Origin of the sequence: Niveispirillum sp., assembly GCF_052437035.1 — a bacterium.
GTDB lineage: Bacteria > Pseudomonadota > Alphaproteobacteria > Azospirillales > Azospirillaceae > Niveispirillum.
Map to the genome: position 1 here is coordinate 106,922 of NZ_JBQVOH010000012.1, position 20,687 is coordinate 127,608.

15 protein-coding genes, 1 tRNA gene and 2 rRNA genes are annotated in these 20,687 nt (G+C 63.2%); 8 read left to right on the forward strand and 10 right to left on the reverse strand.

All coding sequences use genetic code 11. The features are described 5' to 3' along the window. The first annotated feature begins 55 nt into the window (after positions 1–55). Positions 56–1,606 (forward strand): AMP-binding protein, encoded by a 1,551-nt coding sequence (locus tag ACT6Q8_RS22480; RefSeq protein WP_444734654.1) that lies wholly within the window; start codon positions 56–58, stop codon positions 1,604–1,606. Positions 1,607–1,647: 41 nt separating this feature from the next. Here the strand turns inward: ACT6Q8_RS22480 and ACT6Q8_RS22485 are convergent, their stop codons facing one another. The 5 genes from ACT6Q8_RS22485 to ACT6Q8_RS22505 all read right to left on the reverse strand — a co-directional run bounded on the left by ACT6Q8_RS22485 (position 1,648) and on the right by ACT6Q8_RS22505 (position 9,096). Continuing rightward, entirely contained in the window at positions 1,648–2,451 is an 804-nt protein-coding gene (locus tag ACT6Q8_RS22485; RefSeq protein ID WP_444734653.1) for an SDR family NAD(P)-dependent oxidoreductase, read from the reverse strand. Positions 2,452–2,544: 93 nt separating this feature from the next. Continuing rightward, positions 2,545–3,606, reverse strand: coding sequence for an acyl-CoA dehydrogenase family protein (locus ACT6Q8_RS22490; RefSeq protein ID WP_444734652.1), 1,062 nt, complete (start codon positions 3,604–3,606; stop codon positions 2,545–2,547). Positions 3,607–3,686: 80 nt separating this feature from the next. After that, positions 3,687–4,904: an acyl-CoA dehydrogenase family protein gene (locus ACT6Q8_RS22495; RefSeq protein ID WP_444734651.1), complete on the reverse strand. Its 1,218-nt coding sequence runs from the start codon at positions 4,902–4,904 to the stop codon at positions 3,687–3,689. Positions 4,905–4,932: 28 nt separating this feature from the next. Further along, positions 4,933–7,125: a TonB-dependent receptor gene (locus ACT6Q8_RS22500; RefSeq protein WP_444734650.1), complete on the reverse strand. Its 2,193-nt coding sequence runs from the start codon at positions 7,123–7,125 to the stop codon at positions 4,933–4,935. 309 nt (positions 7,126–7,434) lie between these two features. After that, complete coding sequence (locus tag ACT6Q8_RS22505) at positions 7,435–9,096, reverse strand: spinster family MFS transporter (RefSeq protein WP_444739426.1); 1,662 nt, start codon at positions 9,094–9,096, stop codon at positions 7,435–7,437. Positions 9,097–9,415: 319 nt separating this feature from the next. On the opposite strand from ACT6Q8_RS22505, the gene ACT6Q8_RS22510 reads away from it, so the two are divergent. The 7 genes from ACT6Q8_RS22510 (at position 9,416) to ACT6Q8_RS22540 (ending at position 17,160) form a co-directional block, all read left to right on the forward strand. Continuing rightward, positions 9,416–10,204 (forward strand): SDR family NAD(P)-dependent oxidoreductase, encoded by a 789-nt coding sequence (locus tag ACT6Q8_RS22510; protein ID WP_444734648.1) that lies wholly within the window; start codon positions 9,416–9,418, stop codon positions 10,202–10,204. 59 nt (positions 10,205–10,263) lie between these two features. Continuing rightward, complete coding sequence (locus ACT6Q8_RS22515; protein WP_444734647.1) at positions 10,264–11,292, forward strand: NAD(P)-dependent alcohol dehydrogenase; 1,029 nt, start codon at positions 10,264–10,266, stop codon at positions 11,290–11,292. Positions 11,293–11,517: 225 nt separating this feature from the next. Continuing rightward, positions 11,518–13,014, forward strand: a complete 1,497-nt coding sequence (locus ACT6Q8_RS22520) for a flavin-containing monooxygenase (protein ID WP_444734646.1) — start codon at positions 11,518–11,520, stop codon at positions 13,012–13,014. 86 nt (positions 13,015–13,100) lie between these two features. Further along, complete coding sequence (locus ACT6Q8_RS22525) at positions 13,101–14,531, forward strand: aldehyde dehydrogenase family protein (protein ID WP_444734645.1); 1,431 nt, start codon at positions 13,101–13,103, stop codon at positions 14,529–14,531. A 67-nt stretch (positions 14,532–14,598) separates the two neighbouring features. Further along, positions 14,599–15,801 (forward strand): 3-oxoadipyl-CoA thiolase, encoded by a 1,203-nt coding sequence (gene pcaF / locus ACT6Q8_RS22530; protein ID WP_444734644.1) that lies wholly within the window; start codon positions 14,599–14,601, stop codon positions 15,799–15,801. A 43-nt stretch (positions 15,802–15,844) separates the two neighbouring features. After that, entirely contained in the window at positions 15,845–16,120 is a 276-nt protein-coding gene (locus ACT6Q8_RS22535; protein ID WP_444734643.1) for a putative quinol monooxygenase, read from the forward strand. Positions 16,121–16,323: 203 nt separating this feature from the next. Then, positions 16,324–17,160, forward strand: coding sequence for an enoyl-CoA hydratase/isomerase family protein (locus ACT6Q8_RS22540; protein ID WP_444734642.1), 837 nt, complete (start codon positions 16,324–16,326; stop codon positions 17,158–17,160). 38 nt (positions 17,161–17,198) lie between these two features. On the opposite strand, the gene ACT6Q8_RS22545 is transcribed toward ACT6Q8_RS22540, so the two are convergent. From ACT6Q8_RS22545 to ACT6Q8_RS22565, 5 genes are all read right to left on the reverse strand, one after another. Continuing rightward, positions 17,199–18,338, reverse strand: coding sequence for an alcohol dehydrogenase catalytic domain-containing protein (locus ACT6Q8_RS22545; protein ID WP_444734641.1), 1,140 nt, complete (start codon positions 18,336–18,338; stop codon positions 17,199–17,201). Between the two features lie 65 nt (positions 18,339–18,403). Next, on the reverse strand, positions 18,404–19,642 hold the full coding sequence (locus tag ACT6Q8_RS22550) for an acetyl-CoA C-acetyltransferase (protein ID WP_444734640.1): 1,239 nt from the start codon (positions 19,640–19,642) through the stop codon (positions 18,404–18,406). A 525-nt stretch (positions 19,643–20,167) separates the two neighbouring features. Continuing rightward, positions 20,168–20,244, reverse strand: a tRNA-Met gene (locus ACT6Q8_RS22555). A gap of 101 nt (positions 20,245–20,345) precedes the next feature. Next, positions 20,346–20,460, reverse strand: a 5S ribosomal RNA gene (rrf, locus tag ACT6Q8_RS22560). Between the two features lie 90 nt (positions 20,461–20,550). Beyond that, positions 20,551–20,687: ribosomal RNA gene (locus ACT6Q8_RS22565) — 23S ribosomal RNA — on the reverse strand; the annotation flags it as partial.

Sequence of the window (20,687 nt, forward strand, 5' to 3'; positions counted from 1 at the left end):
GGCCCGGCGGGCCGTTCCCGCGAACCACAATTCCTGTTGCTGAAAGGAGTTTGCCTTGTCCCTCACTGCCGGCCGGCTTGCACAAACCTGCCCGGAAGCGTTGGCGCTTGCCGATGAACGCCGGCGCTTCACATGGAAGACGCTCGATCCCGTCCTCAATCGCGTAGTCAACGCGCTGCGCCACGCCGGATTGTCGGATGATGGGCGGGCCGCGGTGTTCGCCCCAAACAGCGTCGAAAATGCTCTGGTCTATATCGGCGCGCTTGAGGCTGGCGTCTCCAGCGTGCCGATAAGCTTTCACCTGACGGTCGACGAACTCGCCTACATCCTGAAGGATTCCGGGACAGAGGTATTGTTCGTCGGACCGGAGACGGAAGAGGTCGGCCGAAAGGCCGCCGCCCTCGCCGGCGTCAGGACCGTTGTCGCCTGGCGGTCGGACGCGAAACTGGGCCTGATCGACTGGGATGCGTGGCTGGGCGATAGCGCAGATGCCGAACCACCGCACGACATGCGGCCGCGCCCCCATCTCCACTATACATCCGGCACCACGGGCCAGCCCAAGGGCACGCAGACGCCGCCCAACATGCTGCCTGCCACCGGGACCGTGGCCAGCCTCTTCGAGGCACTGACCGCGCGCCACCACGCGATGGGATCACGGTCGCCGATGATGATCGTCGGGCCGATGTATCATTCCGGCCCCCTGAACTCGCTGCGCAGCATGGCGGGCGGTGCCGCCATCATCGTGCTTTCGCGCTTCGATGCGGAGACGGTGCTGCGCACGATCGAACAGCATCGCGTGCAGAGCGTAGGCATGGTGCCCACACATTTCCAACGTCTCCTGGCACTGCCGCCGGAGGTTCGCGCCCGCTACGACGTGTCCAGCCTACGCGCAGTCTCGCATACGGGTTCTGCCTGTCCGCGCAACGTGAAGGAAGCGATGATCGCATGGTTCGGGCCCGTGCTTGTCGAGGATTACGGCGGTTCGGAATCCGGCGCCACCAATCGCATCTCGTCTGAAGAATGGCTGCACAAGCCGGGGTCGGTCGGCCGCACGCTTCCGCCCTTCGAACTCCTGATCCTGGGCGAAAATGGCGAGCAGCTGGGGCCGGACCAGGAGGGCAGGATCTATTTCCGGGATATGACGGGGCGCGGCATCGTGTATCACAATGACCCGGAAAAGACCCGCGCCGCGCACCTGGAGCCCGGCGTTTTCACGTTGGGCGAAATCGGGTTCGTCGACGAAGAGGGTTATCTCTTCATCACGGACCGCGCATCCGACATGATTATCAGCGGCGGCGTCAACATCTACCCCGCCGAGATCGAGAAGGTCCTCATCCAGCATCCCGACATCCTGGACGTCTCTGTGGTGGGCGCACCTAATGCCGAGATGGGCGAGGAAGTCCGCGCGCTGGTGGTGCCGCGGGAGCTGTCGCAGCCGCCCGCCGTCGATGCCCTCTCACGCTTCTGCCGCGAGCGGCTGGCCGGCTTCAAATGCCCGCGCGGCTATGATTTCGTCGCGGATATCGGTCGCAACGCCATGGGCAAAGTGCACAAGCGGGAACTCCGGCGGCGGTATTGGCCCACCGACCGCACGATAGGTGGCTGACGCGGCGGCCATGTCTCCGTCGGTTTCGGGCGCGCCCGCCCTTAGGAAAGCGCACCCGAAACCAGCGCCTCGCGCAGCTTGCCGCGCAGATAGAGCAGGCCGCCAGCCGTCGTGCCACCGTCGATGGCGATCTCGGCACCGGTGATGAAGTTCGCATCGTCACTGGCCAGGAAAAGCACCAGTTTCGCACACTCAAGCGGGGTACCCGACCGCTGCAACGGAATGCTGCGGCGCACGGCCTCCGTGAAACCCGATTTGTTGCCGTCGCGGAAGAATCTCGTATCGTCGATCTGGCCCGGGTGGATGGAATTCACCCGGACATTCCACTCCGCGAACTCGGCCGAGGCCGACTTGGTCAGACCGCGCAGGCCCCATTTGCTCGCGGTGTAGGCGGCATCGTAATGGGCGCCAAGACCGGCCGTCGACGAGACGTTGACGATTGAACCGCCGCCGGACTGGCGCATCACGGGTGCGGCATGCTTCATGCCCAGCATGGCCCCGGTCAGGTTCACCGCGATGGTGGTCTCCCAGCGCCCCAGCTCGCTGCCGGTGATGTTCTGGCGGCTGAGCGTGCCGGCATTGTTGACCAGCACATGGAGGCCGCCAAAGCGCGACTGCGCCAGCGCGATGCTCCGCTCCCACTGCGTTTCGTCGGACACATCGTGCTGGGCAATGGCGACCCGCTCCGGTGCATCGAGAGCGCGTGCGAGGTCTTCAAGTTCCGGTATGCGCAGGTCGGTCAGGACCAGGGAGGCCCCTTCTGCCAGGAAAAGATGAGCCTCGGCCAAGCCCTGACCGCCCGTGGCGCCGGTGATCAGAACGACTTTCCCGTCAAGACGGCCCATGATTTTCATCCCTTGTACGAGTTTTTCCATCTCCGGAGGGGGGCAACCTGCCTGCCATGGCGCTGGCATCTTCCACCAGCCCCCGGATATCGATCAGTAGCCACCGAGGCGACCGAACCGGTCGCGGTGGTAGCTTGCATTGCCCCATGCCGCTTCAAGCACAGCCGCACGCTTCAGATAAAGTCCCGCATCATATTCGTCGGTCATCCCGACCCCGCCGAAGAGCTGGATCATCTCGCGGCTGATCAGGTTCAGCGTGTCACCCGCCAATGCCTTGGCGAGGCTCACCGCCTGACCGATATCCCCATGCCCTTCATCAATCGCCTCCAGTCCGGCTTCCACCGCCGTGCGCATCAGCTCCAGCTCGGTGAACATCCAGGCCATGCGATGCTGCAGGGCCTGGAAGGTCGAGAGGACCTGGCCGAACTGGACGCGCTGCTTGAGATAGGCCAGCGTCTGCTCAAAGGCGCTTTGCGCCATTCCCAGCATTTCAGCGGCGGTCAACGCCGCGGCGTGATCCATGATCGTCGCGGTGAGCTCTGTCCCGCCCAGCCGCGTCGCATTGGCACCTTCAAACTGCAAGGCGGCATAGTCCCGCCCATCCACCAGCTTGCGTTGGGCCAGGCTGATACCGGCGCCCTTTTCGACAAGATAGAGTCCATCCTGCGCACTGACCACGAACAGGTCCGCCGCGGCAGCATCAGCGACGAATGTCTTGGCTCCCTGGAACCTGCCATCGCGTACCACGGACAAGGGCGGCGTGTCGGTCACAGGACTTTCAGCAATGGCAAGCGCGCCGACCGCCGCACCGCTCGCCAGGCGCGGTAGCCAAAGGTCCTTGGCCGCATCCGCGTCGCCCAAGCGGATCGCGGTGGCCGCCAGCGCGGTGGACAGCAGCGGTGTGGCCACGAGATTGCGTCCGAGCTGCTCGACCACGAGCCCGAGCGAGACATAGCCGAAGTCGGTTCCACCATGGTCTTCGCCAACGACGATGCCGGCCCAGCCCATATCACCGATCGCGGCCCATTTGTCCGGATCGAACCCGTCGATCCCAGCATCGCGCAAACGACGAAAGGCCGAGACAGGGCTTTCATGATCCGCCCATTCCCGCGCCATGTCGCGCAGCATAATCTGCTCTTCGCTCAGAACAGCCATCTCACCCATTCCTCATCATTCGAACTCTCTGCGCCCGATCGGGCAGGTATCACCGCGCGGCGGACGGCGCAGTGCCGACCCTACTGATGGTCCATCATCCCGAGGATGCGTTTGGCGATCACATTGTTCTGGATCTCGGTGGAACCGCCGTAGATGGAGACGGCCTTGCCCTTCAGCCAGTTGTAGGTCTGGGTCATTTCCTCTTCGCTGAACCCGTCCCCGGCAGATCCCAGGCCCGCCAGACCCATGATCTCGATATTCAGTTCCGCCCGTCCGAGCGTGATACGGGCACCGACATTCTTCGTGATGCTCGTCACATTGGACGGACCAGCAGCCGCTGCCGCCCCCGCACTGATCCGGCGCAGTGTCAGTTCGAAGACCCGCCGGTCCATCTCATGGCGGATGACGCGCGCCCGCAGGTCCGCGTCGGCGATCCGTCCGGCGGCGTCGACGCCGCGATACCGCTTGGCGAGTTCCGGAACGCTGGCGCCCGCATTCAGATGGGCCGTCGGTCCGCCATCACCTGAGATCGAGCTGCGCTCGAACTGGAGCAGGCGCATACCGATCTCCCAGCCCTGACCTTCCCGTCCGACCAGATTGGACTTGGGCACGACGACATCGGTAAGAAACGTCTCGCAGAAGGGGGAGATGCCCGAAATGAGCCGGATGGGCTTCGTTTCGATGCCTGCCGTGGCCATGTCGACCAGCAGGAAGCTGATGCCGGCATGTTTCTGCCTTCTGTCGGTGCGGACCAGCAGGAAGCACCAATGTGCCCATTGCCCGGCGCTCGTCCAGGTCTTCTGCCCGTTCACCAGATAATGGTCGCCCTTGTCCTCTGCGAACGTCTGGAGACTGGCGAGGTCGGAACCCGCCGAAGGCTCCGAATAGCCCTGGCACCAGCGCACCTCACCCCTGGCAATGCCCGGGATGTGGCGGTGCTTCTGCTCTTCCGTTCCATATTGAAGGAGTGTCGGCCCCAGCATCAGCACGCCCATCCCGCCGATCGGGTTCCAGGCGCCGATCCGGGCCATTTCCTCGCGCAGTATCCCGGCCTCGGCCGGGGACAGCCCCCCGCCCCCGTATTGCCGGGCCCAGGTGGGCGTACCCCAGCCCTTTGCCCCCATGGCCTGGCGCCAGCGGGCCTGATCGCCCGTCTCGTCCTGCGATCCGTCGAGAGCGGCCAGGAGATGGGTCTTGCCCTTCAGGTCCGCCGGAAAATGATCCGCCAGCCAGGCCCGCGCATGGTCGCGAAACCTGTCCAGTGCGGCTGTAAGATCGCCTTCACCTGCCTGTCCCATCACCCTGCCTCCTCTTTGCAATGCTTCGTCAGAAAGACCAGGACGCACCCAGGCCGAATTGCCGCGGCGGCGCATAGCTGACAGCCCTCACTGCACCCAGGATGCCCGCATATCCGGTCGTGCCGGTCGTCACGGTTTCGTCGGTCACATTGTGGACATAGGCGTAGATCCGCCACGGCCCTTTTTCGGGCGACAGCGAAGCGGTGAGGTTGAGCAATCCCACCGGCTTTTGCGAATTGTCCCTGGTGTTGAATTCGGTGAAATAGACGCGATCCCGCCATACATACTGGACGCCGACGTTCGGTACGAGGCCTGCGACGGACGGGGCCGTGTAACTGGCTCCCGCGCTCACATTCCAGCGCGGCACGTTCGGCAGGGCATAACCACGCAGATCGATCGGCGTCGCGGAAGCCGTGGGCGTAGTGGGTGTGTTGGTGAATTTGCGGAATTCCGCGTCCAGGTAACCGGCATTCAGCGTGAGGTGCAGGTTCTCCGTGGGCAGCACCTCCAGTTCAAGCTCGGCACCATTAATCCGCGCCTTCGGCGCGTTGGCCAGGGCAACCGTGATACCCACGAGCTGGGATATCTGCAGGTCAGTGTAATCGCTGTTGAACAGCGCCCCGTTGATCCGCAGCTGCCGGTCGAACAACCAGGCCTTGGCCCCGATTTCCGCCGTGCCGACCTTTTCCCGCCGGACCGCCGCCTGGAGGGAGCCGAGATTGATGGCGCCGTCCTTCGCAGCCGTGCCATATTTGGCATAGACGAAGAAATCCGGCGTCAGCTGCCCTTCGATACCGACCCTGAAGGGCAGGCTGTTCGTCTCCGAGCGGTTGGGGAAGTTGGCGACATCCACGCCGAAGGGGGGCACCAGGGTCCGCTCCAGCGCGTCCTTTGTCGTCTCCCCGTACCGCAGCTGGCCCGTCAATGCCCAGACATCGCTCAGCTTGAAGCGCGCGTCTCCATAGATGGCCCAGGCATCGGTATTCAGGCGGCCGCCGGTAAAGCTGTCGAGGAACAGCCCGGGGATGATCGTCTCGGCCTGAACGTCGATGAACTGGTCGGCGTCGACATGGATATACGTGGCGCCCAGCAGCCAGGTAAACCGTCCTGCGTCCGACGAAGCGAAATGCGCGTCCGCATAATAGTCATCAGTGTGCGTGGCCCGATCGAAGGTGCAAGAGTTGGCACTCGTGCCATCGCAATCATTGATGAAATGCTGCTTGCTGCGGCGGTAGTTGCCCGTCACTTGCAGCTTGTTATCACCGACAGGCACATTCAGATCGGCATATGCGGTATAGACGCTGTGGTCATAGGATCCGACATTGGCGTAGGTCGCGCGCGGATCGGCCGTGGGGCTGGCGCCATGCAGGAGAAAAGCGGGGTAGAAGGCGCTGAATTGGGTGGGCTTGATACCCAGCGCCGCGCCATTGTCATCCTCGTCGGCATAGCTGAACAGCAATCGCAGCGACGCGTCGTCGCCAAGATCGGTCAGCGTCTGGGCGCGTACCGCTTTCGTGTTGAGGTCGTCCAGATCATCCGGCGCCCCCGGCTGGTTGCCGATCAGGTTCCTGGTGTAGCCATCCGCACGCCGCAGCTGATAGGACAGGCGGAAATCGGTGCCCGCGACGCCCAGCGGGCCGGAAACATACCCTTCGCTCTCGCGTCGGCCATCATCGCCCAGAAGAGCGTCGATCTTCGCCTCGAACGTACCGGTCGGCTTTGCCGAGATGATATTGATCGCGCCACCGACGGCATTGCGGCCGTAAAGCCCGCCCTGCGGCCCCCGCAGCACTTCAAGCCGGTCGACATCGAACATTGAGGTATTGGAGGTCGTGGCATCCGTGACATAGGCGCCATCCTGGTAGATGGCCACGCCGGGATCACCGCCGGCGATGACGAACGTGTTGCCGATACCCCGAACGAACAACTGGGACGAGTTTGCCGTTGCGTTGAAGTTCACGTTGGGAACCAGCGCCTGCAGGTCATCCAGCCGCTGCTGGCCGTTCTCGCGCTGGCTGTCGCCCGTGATCACCGAGATTGCTTCGGCGGTGCGCTGCACATTGGTCGACCGGCGCGTCGCCGTGATCACGATCTCCTCCAGCACCGGCGGCTCACCGATTTCGGCTGTGGCGGCGCCTGTCTGCGCCCGCGCCTCGATCGTGACGAGCGACGCTGCGGCGACGCCGGCCAGCAGCACACTCCTGATAATTGCTTTGCCCATGGTTTCCCCCTCGCGCCTTCGCGCTTCAACATCGGCGCTCCTGGAAGGCGCCGACTTTGTTATTCGTTTATCCGTCCGGCCATGAGGCCGGGCACCAGTCACACCGCAAGCGCCGTGCCAATGGCGACGTCATGCGCTGGTCGCTCATTTCGGGCTGGCTATCCGTATGATCACGGCCACTGCCCGTCGGTCGGCGGCGGAACCGGTCGGGAACAACATCTTGACGGTGAGCATCGCTGTTTGCGCCGGAGACAAAGTTGAGACGACACTGACCGCCATGAACGCACCGGCCTGAGGATGCCGCGCGCCTCACATGCTTTCGCCCAGCGCCTTCGCGCGGTCGACGAGATTTTCCTCGTCCTCTTCAAAGTGGCGCAGCACGGTCAGGACGACGATGACGCCCACTACCGTCACGGCCAATCCGGTCAGCATGGCCTGGCGCAGCGCTTCACCGCTTTGCATGCCGGATGCCGCCAGCATGTCGCTGACCTGCCCGATCAGGTAGGGCCCCAGCGCGATGCCGATCATGGTATTCACCATGTAGGCGAAGGCGGACACCGTCGCACGGCCGCGCGGCAGCATCAGGTCGTTCACCATCGATATCCAGGGACCATATGCCACACTCGCCCCGAAATGCGCGATGAACATGGCGCCATAGGCAAGCGGCAGATAATGGGTCGTCAGACTGATGAAGGCGGCAAGAAGCGATGTGCCCATCCCGGCAAGCCAGATGATGAGCTTTCCCTTCGGCAGCCGTTTGCGCAGCCGGTCCGCCACCACGCCACCCACCAGGACACCGCCCAGTCCCAATCCGGCATAGGCCGCACCCATCACGGCACCGGCTTCACCGGAATTCACGCCATAGAAGCGCTGCAGGAACGGCACGAACCAGAACATGAGCGCGGGCAGCATGAAGACCGTCGCGCTGCCGCCCAGGATGATGCGGATCAGCGACCTGCCGCGGAACAGAAGGCCGAAGACGACGGGATCGCGCAGTGCCAGCGTCTGCCCCCAGGAGAAAACCGCGTAAAAGCCGATCGCCATTGCGATCCACTGCGGAAGATCACGGGTCAGCTGCACGAGCCCCGCAGCGGACAGGATGATCGCCAGCCCTGCGACGAGGTTGACCATGACGGCCTTGCGCCCGCCATCCCGCAGAAGCCCCGGCCAGTTGAACAGTGGCACCATGCCCGCCAGCATGGCCCCGGTCTCGCGGAACGGGTGCGGGTGATCCCGGCTCACGATGCCGTCGCGTCCACCCCGGGGCGGCTCCCGCAGCGTCGATACCCAGAGCGCCATGACAATGCCGGGGACGCCGACGGCGATGAAGGCAGCCTGCCATCCCCTCAGCCCCAGGGGCGCCAATGCCGGATCAGGAAAATGATCGGCCCATGCCTTCAGGATCAGGCCGCCCAGGAACAGGCCAAGCCCCGAGCCGATTGAAATGCCGCTCGAATAGATGCCGAGCGCGGTCGTGCGCAGGCGCGGTGGGAAATAATCATAGAGCAGGGAGAAGGCGGCGGGCGATGCACTTGCCTCTCCGACCCCCACGCCGAACCGGCATGCCGCCAAGGGGAGGAAGCCGCGCGCCAACCCCGACGCCGTCGTCATCAGGGACCAGAAGCCCAGTCCCAGCGTGATCAGCTTCGTGCGGTTCCAGGTGTCGGCAAGGCGTCCGAAGGCGACGCCGAATGTTGCGTAGAAGACCGCAAAGGCCGTGCCGTACAGGAATCCCAGCTGCGCGTCGGACACGCCGAGATCGGCCTTGATGTCCTCCGCCAGCACGGCCAGGATCTGGCGATCCACAAAATTGAAGATGTAGACCAGCAACAGGACGCCCAACGCATAATAGGGATACCAGCCGATGCGTTCCTGCCCATCGGAAATGGCCACCGGTCCGCCCGCGTCGTGCACCGCCCCTCCAACCATGCCTTCATCGGCGCGTGCTTTTCCCGCAGCCTCGATGCCCATCGCATCCTCCCCTTTTTTCGCGCATGCGCGCTTTGGCCGATGCAACGCAGATCGTGCCGGCATCGGCACCTTATCCCGGTTCGGATGTAGGTCTCCGTAGGCAAGTGCCATGCCAAAACACCTGCATGATCATTCCCGAACCTACAGGACGCCCCCAAACGGACTGGCACCCTTGTTGCTCAACAGATCATCGCAATACCGTTTTGCGGCACTCGCGAGCAGGACTGTTCGAGCGGGCTACAGTTGCGACGCACATTTGCCCGCGGGGCGGACAATCGCACCACCCACGGAGGCGGTGACCAGATCGGAAAGGATCGTCATGGAAACGGGGAAGCGCCTGCACGGCAAAGTCGCCATCGTGACCGGAGGCGCATCGGGCATCGGCGCGGAAACCGCGCGCATCTTCGCCCGCCACGGGGCCACCATTGTGCTGTGCGACCGACAGGACGAACTGGGACTGTCGGTGGCGGACGAGATCGTGGCCGCTGGCGGCGTTGGGGAACATCGTCGGCTCGACGTCACGATGGAAGACCAGTGGAGCGCGCTCGTCGCCAACGTCGAGGCGGACCACGGCCGGATCGACATATTGTGCAACATCGCCGGGATCGCGCGGGGCGTCGATCCTGCAACCGGCGGCCTGGTCGACATGAGCCTTCCGAGCCTTTCCCTGGACGCCTGGAACCAGGTGATGGCGATCAATTCGACTGGCGTGTTCCTGGGTACGAAAGCGGTCCATCCCGCGATGAGCAGGGGGGGTGGAGGCTCGATCATCAACATGTCGTCGATCTGCGGCATTGTCGGCTCGTTCGGCAATGCCGCCTATAATGCGTCGAAGGGGGCGGTCCGGCTTTTCTCGAAAGCGGCGGCCCTTCAATATGCAAGGGACGGGATCCGCGTGAACTCCGTGCATCCGGGCTTCGTCGACACCCCGCTGGCACGGACCGGCCATGAAGGCGATGCCGGCAGGCGGCGCATGGAAGCAACGCCGCTCGGCCGCTTCGGACAGCCGTCCGACGTTGCCTATGGCTGCCTCTACCTAGCGTCCGACGAGGCGGCCTGGGTGACCGGCAGCGAACTTGTCATCGACGGCGGGATGACGGCGAACTGAGTGTCCAGGCGGTGACACGTGAACGGGAAATCAAGGACAAGGTCGGAGGAACGGGGCTTATGAAGGCTGTGCGGTATGTGGGTCCGGGTCGTGCGCCCGAGATCGTGGATTTGCCGAAACCCGATCCGGGTGCCGGACAGGTCCTGGTCAAGATCGGCGGCGCCGGCGTCTGCCATTCGGACCTGCACATTCTTGATCACGGGCCGGCGGAATTGCGTCCCTTCACCCTCGGCCACGAGAATGCCGGCTGGATCGCGGCACTCGGGCAAGGCGTGACGGGATGGAACGAGGGGGATCCCGTGGCAATCTACGGCCCATGGGGGTGCGGGACCTGCCATAGCTGCCAGGGATCAGCGGAGAATTACTGCGAACACCATGCCAGCCTCCCCACCTATGGCGGCGGGCTCGGGTCCGATGGCGGCATGGCCGACTATATGATCGTCCCCTCCCCCCGCCTGCTGGTGCCGCTGGGCACTCTTGATCCTGTGATGGCCGCTCCCCTGAGCGACGCGGCCCTGACGCCCTATCATGCGATCAAGAGCGCCCTGCCCTTGCTGACACCGGACACGACTGCCGTCATTGTCGGCGTCGGCGGCCTGGGCCATATGGCGGTGCAGATTCTGCGTGCGCTCAGTCCGGCAAGGCTCATCGCCTGCGATGTGGATGACAGCAAGCTGGCCCACGCGCGCAACCTTGGTGCCGACCATGTCGTCAACACGCGGGACGGCAGGATGGCCGCATCGCATATCCGGGATCTGACCGGCGGGCGGGCGGTCAAGGTCGCCTTCGATTTCGTCGCCACCCAGCCGACCATCGATCTGTGCATGGGCATCGTTGGGCGTGGCAGCCGGATCAGCATTGTCGGCATGGGCGGCGGCACCATCGCCTATACGGTGAACAAGCCCCACGGCTGCGAGATCGACCTTCCCTATTGGGGATCGCGAACCGAACTGATGGAAGTGATCGCACTGGCGCAGGCCGGTCGGATCAAGGCGGATGTCCAGTCCTTCCCGCTGGAGCATGCAACAGAGGTGTATCAGCGCCTGCGCGATGGGCGCATCCACGGACGTGCGGTCCTGGTCCCTTAAGCTCCCCGCGCCCTGTTGTTTTTCCAGAAGACAGGTGAAAAACCTCCCCTGACTGCCCCGCATACATGGGAAGACCGGGGTGAGCATGGGCCGCGCCGCAGCCTCCCGGCACTGCGCCAGCTCTCGCACCGCGACCGGGACTGGCATGTCGCTTGCTGAGTAGGATGTCGAGTGACATATCCGTACAGGATCGTCGCGTCACCCGTGCAAATGAGAGGTTCGACGATGGAGAAGGTGCTGGGCGAAGCGGAAGCCGATGCCAACCATGTGGATGTGTTGATTATCGGCGCAGGGATATCCGGTATCGGTTCGGCCTACCATCTCCAGGATCAATGCCCCGGCAAGAGCTATCTCATCCTTGAGGCGAAGGATGCCTTCGGCGGCACCTGGGATACGCACAGATATCCGGGCGTGCGGTCCGATTCCGATCTTCACACCTTCGGCTATGCATTCAAACCCTGGCTTGGCAATCCGATCGCCTCGGGTCAGAAGATCCTGGATTATCTGGGCGAGGTGATCGACGAGAATGGGATCGGACCCCACATCCGATACGGTCACAGCGTCAGCCGATGCTCCTGGGACAGCGCGGTAAATCTATGGACGGTGGAAGCGACGCGCCGACAGGACGGCACGGCCATCGTCCTGACCTGCAACTTCCTCTGGATGTGCCAGGGTTACTACGATCATGAAAAGCCCTATCTGCCAGACTGGCCCGGGGTCGCCGGCTATGAAGGAAGACTGGTGCATGCCCAGCAATGGGACCCAAGGATCGATTACAAGGACAAGAAGGTGCTGGTGATCGGCTCGGGCGCCACGGCGGCGACGGTCATCCCCGAATTCGCCAAGGACGCGGCCCATGTGACCATGCTGCAAAGGTCGCCGACCTATTTCTTCTGCGGTGAGAACCGTAACGAACTGGCGGAAAGGCTGCGTGAAATCGGGATTGACGCCCCGACCATCCACCGAGTGGTCCGTGCCCAGATCCTCCACGACCAGAATGTGATGACCAATCGCTGTCTGACGGAACCGGATACCGTGTTCGAGGAACTGAAGGAGCGTGTCCGGACATTTACGGGCAAGCCCGACTTCGTTTTCGAACCCCATTTCACGCCGCGATATCGCGTGTGGCAGCAGCGCCTCGCCTTCTGCCCCGAAGGTGACATCTTCAAGGCCGCGGTCGCGGGCAAGCTCTCCGTCGTCACCGACGAGATCGAAACCTTCACCCGCAGCGGCGTCCGGACTCGGTCGAGAGAGGATATCGACGCGGACATCATCGTCGCTGCCACAGGCTTCAACCTGCTCATGATGGGCGGCATCCGCTTCTGCGTCGACGGAACGCCGGTCGATTGGCACGACACCATCACCTATCGCGGCATGATGTTCACCGGCGTGCCCAACCTTGTCTGGGTGATGGGTTATTTCCGCGCCAGCTGGACCTTGCGGGTCGACATGCTGGGCGATTTCGTCTGCAAGCTTCTGAACCACATGGACGAGATCGGCGCGCAACGCGTCAACGTCGCGCTGCGCGATGAGGACAGGGACATGGCGCTGTTGCCATGGATCGAGAAGGACAATTTCAGCCCGAATTATCTCATGCGCGCGGTCGACCAGCTGCCGCGCAGCGGCGACAAGCCCGAATGGCGGCATAACCAGGACTACTGGGCCGAGCGCGACCAAATCCCCACCATCGACCTGATGGGCGGCGAGTTCAAATACGCATGAGGAGGCTCCGCCGCCGCTCCTGCCCGCAGCCGCGCTCAACGCGCCGCAACAGGCAGGCGCCGGCCAACGCAAACCTGGAGATCACGATGCGGGAGTATCGGAAGTTTTATATCGGCGGCAAGTGGGTCGATCCTGTTTCCACCGACAGCCTTGACGTCATCAATCCGGCAACCGAACAGATCGCCGGGACCATCAGCCTGGGGAATAGCGCGGATGTCGATCGTGCGGTCGCCGCCGCGCGGCGCGCCTTCCCGTCCTTCTCCTCGACCTCGCGGCAGGAGCGGCTTGACTTGCTGAAGGCGATCGCCGCGGAATACCAGCGACGCATCGCGGAGATTGCAGCCGCAATCACCGAGGAGATGGGTGCGCCGGCCTGGCTTGCCAGGGGACCCCAGGCCGCCCTGGGTGCCAAGCATATTGCCGTTGGGATCAACGTCCTCGAACATTTCGCGTTCGACGAACTCAAGGGAACGACCCTGATCGCCAGAGAGCCGATCGGCGTCTGTGCGCTTATCACCCCGTGGAACTGGCCCATCAACCAGATCACCTGCAAGGTCGTGCCCGCCCTGGCGGTAGGATGCACAATCGTGTTGAAACCATCCGAGATCGCCCCTTTCTCAGCGCAGCTATGGACGGAAATCCTCGACGCCGCCGGCGTCCCCGCCGGCGTATTCAACCTGGTCAATGGCGATGGGCCGACCGTTGGCGCCGCCTTATCGCGCCATCCCGACATCGACCTTGTAAGCTTCACGGGTTCGACGCGGGCCGGGATTGAGGTTGCGCGCGCGGCGGCACCCACGGTGAAGCGGGTCCACCAGGAACTGGGTGGAAAATCCCCGAATATCATCCTGGCCGATGCCAATATGGACGAGGCGGTGGCGCGCGGCGTGAAGGCCGTCATGACCAATTCGGGTCAGACCTGTACCGCGCCGACACGCATGCTGGTCCCGGCCTCCGTCAATGCACGGGTGAAGGACATCGCCCGGAATGCGACAGACACCGTCCTGGTCGGCACGCCCAACAGCAATGCGACCATGGGCCCCGTTGTCTCCCAGGCGCAATGGGCGAAGATCCAGACGCTGATCAAGTCCGGGATCGACGAGGGGGCCACGCTGATCGCTGGCGGCCTGGGCAAGCCGGAAGGATTGGAGAAGGGCTATTATGTAAGGCCCACCGTGTTCGCAGACGTGACGGCGGACATGACGATCGCGCGCGAGGAGATATTCGGGCCGGTGCTGGCCATCATGCCGTATGCGGATGAAGCCGAGGCGATCAGGATCGCAAATGACACGCCCTACGGGCTTGCCGGCTATGTCCAGAGCGGCAGCCTCGACAATGCCCGCCGAGTAATGCGCCAGATCCGGGCGGGACAGATCCATCTCAACGGTGCGCCCCCCGATCTGACCGCACCCTTCGGCGGCTACAAGATGTCGGGCAACGGGCGCGAATGGGGTGAGGCCGCGTTTCACGAGTTCCTCGAAACGAAATCCGTGATCGGCTTCGAGCCGGGCGCCTGAGCGATGATCAGTCCGATGGACGGCTGTGCGAGGAAGGGCAAAACACCATGCAGCAAGGAAGACATTTGTGACGAGCGCCTTCATTTGCGACGCGATCCGCACCCCCATCGGCCGGTTCGGCGGCGCCTTGGCACCGGTTCGTGCCGATGATCTTGCCGCCATGCCGATCCGGGCGCTGTGCGACCGCAACCCCGGCCTGGACCTTGACGCCATCGACGAGGTCATCCTGGGCTGCGCCAACCAGGCGGGCGAAGACAACCGCAATGTCGCACGTATGGCCACCCTGCTGGCCGGCCTGCCCGCCACGATCCCGGGGTCGACCGTCAATCGCCTTTGCGCCAGCGGTGCCGACGCCGTGGGAACGGCCGCCAGGGCTGTCCTGTCGGGTCAGATGGACCTGGCCATCGCGGGCGGTGTTGAGTCGATGTCCAGAGCGCCGTTCGTCATGGCAAAAGCGGACAGTGCCTGGTCCCGCTCCGCCATGCTTGAAGACACGACGATCGGTTGGCGCTTCGTCAATCCGGCGATGCGGACGGCTTATGGCGTGGATTCCATGCCGGAAACCGCCGAGAATGTCGCGCGGGAGTTCAGTGTCAGCCGGGACGACCAGGATGCGTACGCGCTGATCAGCCAGCAGCGTGCGGCGCGGGCCCAGGCCGAGGGCTATTTCGCCGACGAGATTGTACCGGTCGTGATCGCTGGGAAGAAGGGTGAGACCCGCATTTCGGTAGATGAACATCCCAGGTCCGACACGACAGCCGAGACGCTCGCCAAGCTTCGGCCGGTCGTGCGCGAGGGCGGCACGGTCACGGCAGGCAATGCATCAGGCGTCAATGATGGCGCCGCGGCCATGTTCATCGCCTCGGAGGCGGCGGTGAAGCGGCATGGCCTTGCGCCAAAAGCGCGTTTCCTCGGCGTGGCGACAGCCGGCGTGGCGCCGCGGATCATGGGCATCGGTCCCGTGCCGGCCAGTCGGAAGCTCATGCAGCGGCTCGGCCTTGGCATCGATGATTTCGATGTGATCGAACTCAATGAAGCCTTCGCCTCGCAAGTCATTGCCTCGATGCGTGAACTGGGCGTCGAACCGGGAAGCGATCGCCTCAATCCGCATGGAGGGGCGATCGCATTGGGACATCCTCTCGGCATGTCGGGCGCACGATTGATCCTGACGGCCGCCCGGGCCCTGGAGAGACGCAATGGCAGGCGTGCGCTCATCACGATGTGCATTGGCGTGGGGCAAGGGCTGGCGGTTGTGATCGAGAGGGTTTGAGCAGGATGGAGAGGCACAGGCAATGACGACTGGCGTGAGGATCATGGCAATCCTCGTTGCCCGGCCCGGAAATGGTGAGGCGCTCCGGGCCCTCCTGACCGGCATGGCCGCGCCCTCGCGCGCCGAGCGCGGCAATCTGCGTTGGGACATCTGGCAGGATCAGGATGATCCGGGCCGCTTCGTCCTTGACGAACTTTACGAAGATGGCGTCGCCCTCGCGGCCCATCGCCAGACGCCGCATTTCCGGGACTATCTTGCGACGATCAACGGGGTGGCGGAGCGGACCGTGTTCGTCCTCGATCCGCTCGATACCGCCTGACACCATCGGCTTGAACGAGTGACCGATGGTCACTCGTTCAAGCCCTTCAATCGCCAGCGCCCACATCCGTGGGCTCGGCTACGCCGCACGAGCGGCGCGGCGCCAGTTAGCGCCGTACCGACGGTCAAACATTTCGACCGTCGGTATGAGGTGAATACCGGAGGGTGCTGGGCACCTTGCGGACAGCCGTGATGGGAGTTTCCATGGCTTATGGTGATTACAGCCTCATCCGAATGAGCAGTGCCGGACGGATCGTGACGGCAACGATCGACAACCCGCCGATCAATCTCCTCACCCGGGAACTGATGGCCGAACTCATCCGCTTCTCACGGGAGCTGGCCGATGACAGGGACGCTCTCGTCCTGATCCTGAAAAGCGCAAATCCGGACTTTTTCCTGGCGCATTTTGACATCGCGGCGATCCTGGAATTTCCAGTAGACGGGCCGGCCGAACGGCCCGATCCCGGCGATAGCGCATATCACCAGATGTGCGAGCGGTTCCGCACGATGGACAAGGTCACCATCGCGCAGATCGAGGGCCGGATCGGCGGGGCCGATAGCGAACTGGCGATGCATTTCGATATGCGGTTCGGCGTTACCGGCAAGACGATCATCAACCAGATGGAGGTGCCGCTTGGCATCCTGCCGGGCGGCACCGGCACGCAGTGCATGCCGCAACTGGTTGGCCGATCCCGTGCGCTGGAAGTGATCCTGGGCGGCGGCGATCTCGACGCCGACACCGCGACGCGATGGGGCTATCTCAATCGGGCTCTTCCACAAGCCGAAATGGCCGCGCACATCGATGCGCTCGCGCGCCGCATTGCCTCCTACCCGGTCCAGGCCGTGCGACTGGCCAAGGCTGCGGTCGATGCGGCGTCCCTTCCCGAGGCACAGGGCCTTGTCGAGGAGGTCTATCTGTTCCGGCAACTGCTTCGCAGCGAAGCGGCCCGTCGGACCATGGCGCGCTTTCTGGAAATTGGTGGCCAGACCCGGGAAGGTGTGCTCAGGATCGCCGAGTTGAATGCGGCGTTGGGCGCCTGACTGGAATAGTGCGACAGAGTGTATCGAAGGATCCTCTCTCAGCCCTGCGGCGTGATCAGATATTTCCCCCCGGTTGCTTTGCGACCATATGCGCGGATCGCGTCCGGTTGCAGCACATTCCGCAGGCCGAGCGCGGCGGTGTATTGGCTCGCGAATGTGGTTGTGAGCTCTCTGGAGACCCTTTTCAGCAGCTTTGCTTCGCCGTCGGGCCCAAGCTGGCGAAGGCGATGGGTCAGCAGCCAGCCCCCAATTGACCATGCGAACCCGACCCAGCGATCGAGCACGGTCGGTGCGAGGTCCAGCGTGCCATAGATGTACAACTGCTTGAAAACATCTGTTCCATAACGGTTATAGCCCTTCACATCGCGGGACGCGGCCGTTTCCATGGCGGCGAGCACCTGGCTCGCTTGGGCGCCGCCGCCAATCGGGTCGAAAGCAAGGGTGGCCTTTGTCTCGTACAGTGCTTCAACAAGGCCCTCTTCGAAGTGCTGATCCGAGCTATCAAGCACATATCTGGCTCCGGCATCGCGCAGGATCCTGGCCTGCTCCGCCTTGCGCACCACATTTACGAGCGGGATGCTGTCCGCAAGGCAGATTCTGTTCAGCATCCGGCCGAGATTTGATGCGGCGGCAAGATGGACGATCCCCTCATGCCTTTCAGCTTTCAGCGTCTCCAGGAAGCCCAGTGCGGTCAGCGGATTAATGAACATGGACGCGCCATCAGCAGCCGACGTTCCATCCGGCAGGGCGACACAGTCGCGAATATTGACCATGCGGTACTGCGCATACATACCGCCGCCGCGCATGGCGACGCGCCGGCCGAGCAGGTGTTGTGCATGGGTGCCTGCGCAAACGACCACGCCTGCGCCCTCGGCACCGGGGGTGATCGGAACGCCGATGCGATCGCGCATCGAGGGAAGGGCCGTCGCAGGGACCTTCGCCACGATCGTCGGCCATTTTTCCGAACCCACCGGCTGAAGGTCGTCCAGATTGACGGGCCCGGTCGCCGATCCGAGAAGCACGGCGAGATCTGAAGGATTGATCGGCGTGGCTTCGACCTGGACAACGACCTCGTCGGGACCAGGAGAAGAGAGCGTCGTCCAGGCCAAATCGAGCGTCAACGTGCCGGATTGATCAAGTGTCGATCGAAGCTGCAGGCCGGAAAATCTCTCAGTCATCGTCTTTCACCACCCAACCATCCCAGCGCTGCGCATTTGGGGGCGCAGCGCCAAGGACCTTCGTCTTATATACGCTCTATGATGATCGCAGGACCCATGCCCCCGGCCGCGCACATGGTTACGAGCCCGCGCCTCAGGTCGCGGCGCTCCAACTCATCGAGGATGGTTCCGATCAAGATAGCGCCGGTCGCACCGATCGGATGTCCCAAAGCCATCGCGCCCCCGTTCACATTCACCTTCTCCCGATCCAGCCTGAGATCCCTGATGAATTTCTCGGCCACGGTCGCGAACGCTTCATTGATCTCGAAAAGATCAATGTCCTCCAGCGTCAAGCCGGCCTTGTGCAGAACCTTGCGCGCGGCGGGTACCGGCGCATTGAGCATCAAGGTCGGACAATCGCCGATATTTGCCGTCGCCACGATGCGCGCACGCGGCTTCAGGCCATGCTTGCGGGCATAAGCCGGTGAAGCCAGGAGGACGGCTGCCGCGCCATCGACAACACCCGACGAGTTTCCGGCATGGTGGACATGGTTGATCTTCAGGTCGGGATAAACCTGATGGATAAGGCCGGCATAGGTAAGACCATCCTCGTTCAACGGCGCCGTGGCGACGGCCTCGAACGCCGCCTTGAGCCCTGCAAGGCCCGCCAGCGTCGTCTGAGGACGAGGATATTCCTCGCGATCCAGTGCCAGTGAGCCATCATCCTTGTAGACGGGAACAAGGCTCTTTGCGAACCGGCCTTCCCTGATGGCGGCGTCCGCACGCTGCTGGCTCAGGACGGCGAGTTCATCGCAAGCTTCGCGGCTGATACCCTCCAAGGTCGCGATGGCGTCCGCGCAAAGCCCCTGGTGAGACTGTGGATGCAGTGCGCGCAGATGAAGGTTACCCCGGTCCATCATCGTCGGCGCGTTCGGATCGCGCGTCGAGGGCGTGAACGACATCATCTCCGTTCCGCCGGCAATGACGAGATCTTCCATACCGGACATGATCTGAGCTGCGGCAAAACTGACCGCCGTGATGCCTGAGCCGCAGTAGCGATCCAGCGTCACCCCGCTTGCCCGCACATCATAGCCAGCATCGAGTGCCGCCATGCGGCCGAGATCGCCACCCTGCTTTCCCACCTGCGTGGACGTACCCCAGATTATGTCATCCACGTCAGCGGTATTGAGGCCGTTCCGCGCCGCCGTGGCCCGCAGCACCGTCGCTGCCAGACGCTGCGGATGGATATCGGCCAAGGCGCCTTTTCCTGCCTTGCCAACTCCACGAGGCGTTCTGCAGGCGTCGATGATATATGCTTCACTCATGGGAGGATGAAACCTTTCGTCCAGAAGGCGCGATCTGTGGGGAGGCCCCGTTGATCTTCTTCAGGAGGCAAAGAACGTGCCAGACAAACCGCGAAAGAATGCGGGTGCGCACAGCAGCGCCCGCTCGCGATCCCGCTTTCGAGAGCGGTGATATCTGCACATCGGCGCGTGGAAACTGGAGCCGTTGGAGACACCCTGTGTTTGTCACAACGGCATTGCCCGGCCGCCGTCGGCAATCGTTACCCTGCGACGAAGGCATGCAGTTCCTCGATCACCACCACGAGTGCTGGGCCGCGCCTGGAAGATCACATTGACACGGTGGCCGAACTCCCCCCTTGGCAGGCCGACGACAAGTGGACCACCGGTCAAGAACGAGTCGGCCCAGTTTCTCAGCTGGCGCAATGGGCTCCCTACGCCCAATTTCACTTTCTGTTGTTACCTATATGTTACCTGCGGGGTTTTGGTGCGCATTTGGCGCAGATAGCAAAAGAGCCTGATCTCTGTTTGAGATCAGGCTCTTAGGTTTGGATGCGGGGGCAGGATTTGAACCTGCGGCCTTCAGGTTATGAGCCTGACGAGCTACCGGGCTGCTCCACCCCGCGTCAGACCGGTCATTATTGACCGGTAAAGCGGCAACGCCGGCCTTTTGGGCCGGCGTTATTATCTTGGATATCGTGAAGTGTTTTGTTCCTGTTACGAGCAGACCTGGCGGCGACCTACTCTCCCGTGTCTTGAGACAAAGTACCATTGGCGCAGAGGGGTTTCACGGCCGAGTTCGGGATGGGATCGGGTGGGGGGCCCTCGCTATGACCACCAGGTCGGCGCGTAACAGGGTTGGTTTTGTGATGTGTGTGGGTATGTGCTGTCTGTGTTGTTTGAGTGTGGGTTTGCCGCTGCGCGGGAGCGGATGGATCAAGCCGGACGAGCGATTAGTAAGGCTAAGCTTCACGCATTGCTGCGCTTCCACACGCCTCCTATCAACGTGGTGGTCTACCACGGCTCTTCAGGGAATGCTTGTTTAGAGGGGGGTTTCCCGCTTAGATGC

Bases quoted from the DNA above. Each gene is read 5' to 3' on its own strand.
- ACT6Q8_RS22485 (WP_444734653.1), bottom strand. From the start codon at position 2,451: ATGGGCCGTCTTGACGGGAAAGTCGTTCTGATCACCGGCGCCACGGGC.
- ACT6Q8_RS22490 (WP_444734652.1), bottom strand. From the start codon at position 3,606: ATGGCTGTTCTGAGCGAAGAGCAGATTATGCTGCGCGACATGGCGCGG.
- ACT6Q8_RS22495 (WP_444734651.1), bottom strand. From the start codon at position 4,904: ATGGGACAGGCAGGTGAAGGCGATCTTACAGCCGCACTGGACAGGTTT.
- ACT6Q8_RS22500 (WP_444734650.1), bottom strand. From the start codon at position 7,125: ATGGGCAAAGCAATTATCAGGAGTGTGCTGCTGGCCGGCGTCGCCGCA.
- ACT6Q8_RS22505 (WP_444739426.1), bottom strand. From the start codon at position 9,096: ATGGGCATCGAGGCTGCGGGAAAAGCACGCGCCGATGAAGGCATGGTT.
- ACT6Q8_RS22510 (WP_444734648.1), top strand. From the start codon at position 9,416: ATGGAAACGGGGAAGCGCCTGCACGGCAAAGTCGCCATCGTGACCGGA.
- ACT6Q8_RS22515 (WP_444734647.1), top strand. From the start codon at position 10,264: ATGAAGGCTGTGCGGTATGTGGGTCCGGGTCGTGCGCCCGAGATCGTG.
- ACT6Q8_RS22520 (WP_444734646.1), top strand. From the start codon at position 11,518: ATGGAGAAGGTGCTGGGCGAAGCGGAAGCCGATGCCAACCATGTGGAT.
- ACT6Q8_RS22525 (WP_444734645.1), top strand. From the start codon at position 13,101: ATGCGGGAGTATCGGAAGTTTTATATCGGCGGCAAGTGGGTCGATCCT.
- ACT6Q8_RS22535 (WP_444734643.1), top strand. From the start codon at position 15,845: ATGGCAATCCTCGTTGCCCGGCCCGGAAATGGTGAGGCGCTCCGGGCC.
- ACT6Q8_RS22540 (WP_444734642.1), top strand. From the start codon at position 16,324: ATGGCTTATGGTGATTACAGCCTCATCCGAATGAGCAGTGCCGGACGG.
- ACT6Q8_RS22545 (WP_444734641.1), bottom strand. From the start codon at position 18,338: ATGACTGAGAGATTTTCCGGCCTGCAGCTTCGATCGACACTTGATCAA.
- ACT6Q8_RS22550 (WP_444734640.1), bottom strand. From the start codon at position 19,642: ATGAGTGAAGCATATATCATCGACGCCTGCAGAACGCCTCGTGGAGTT.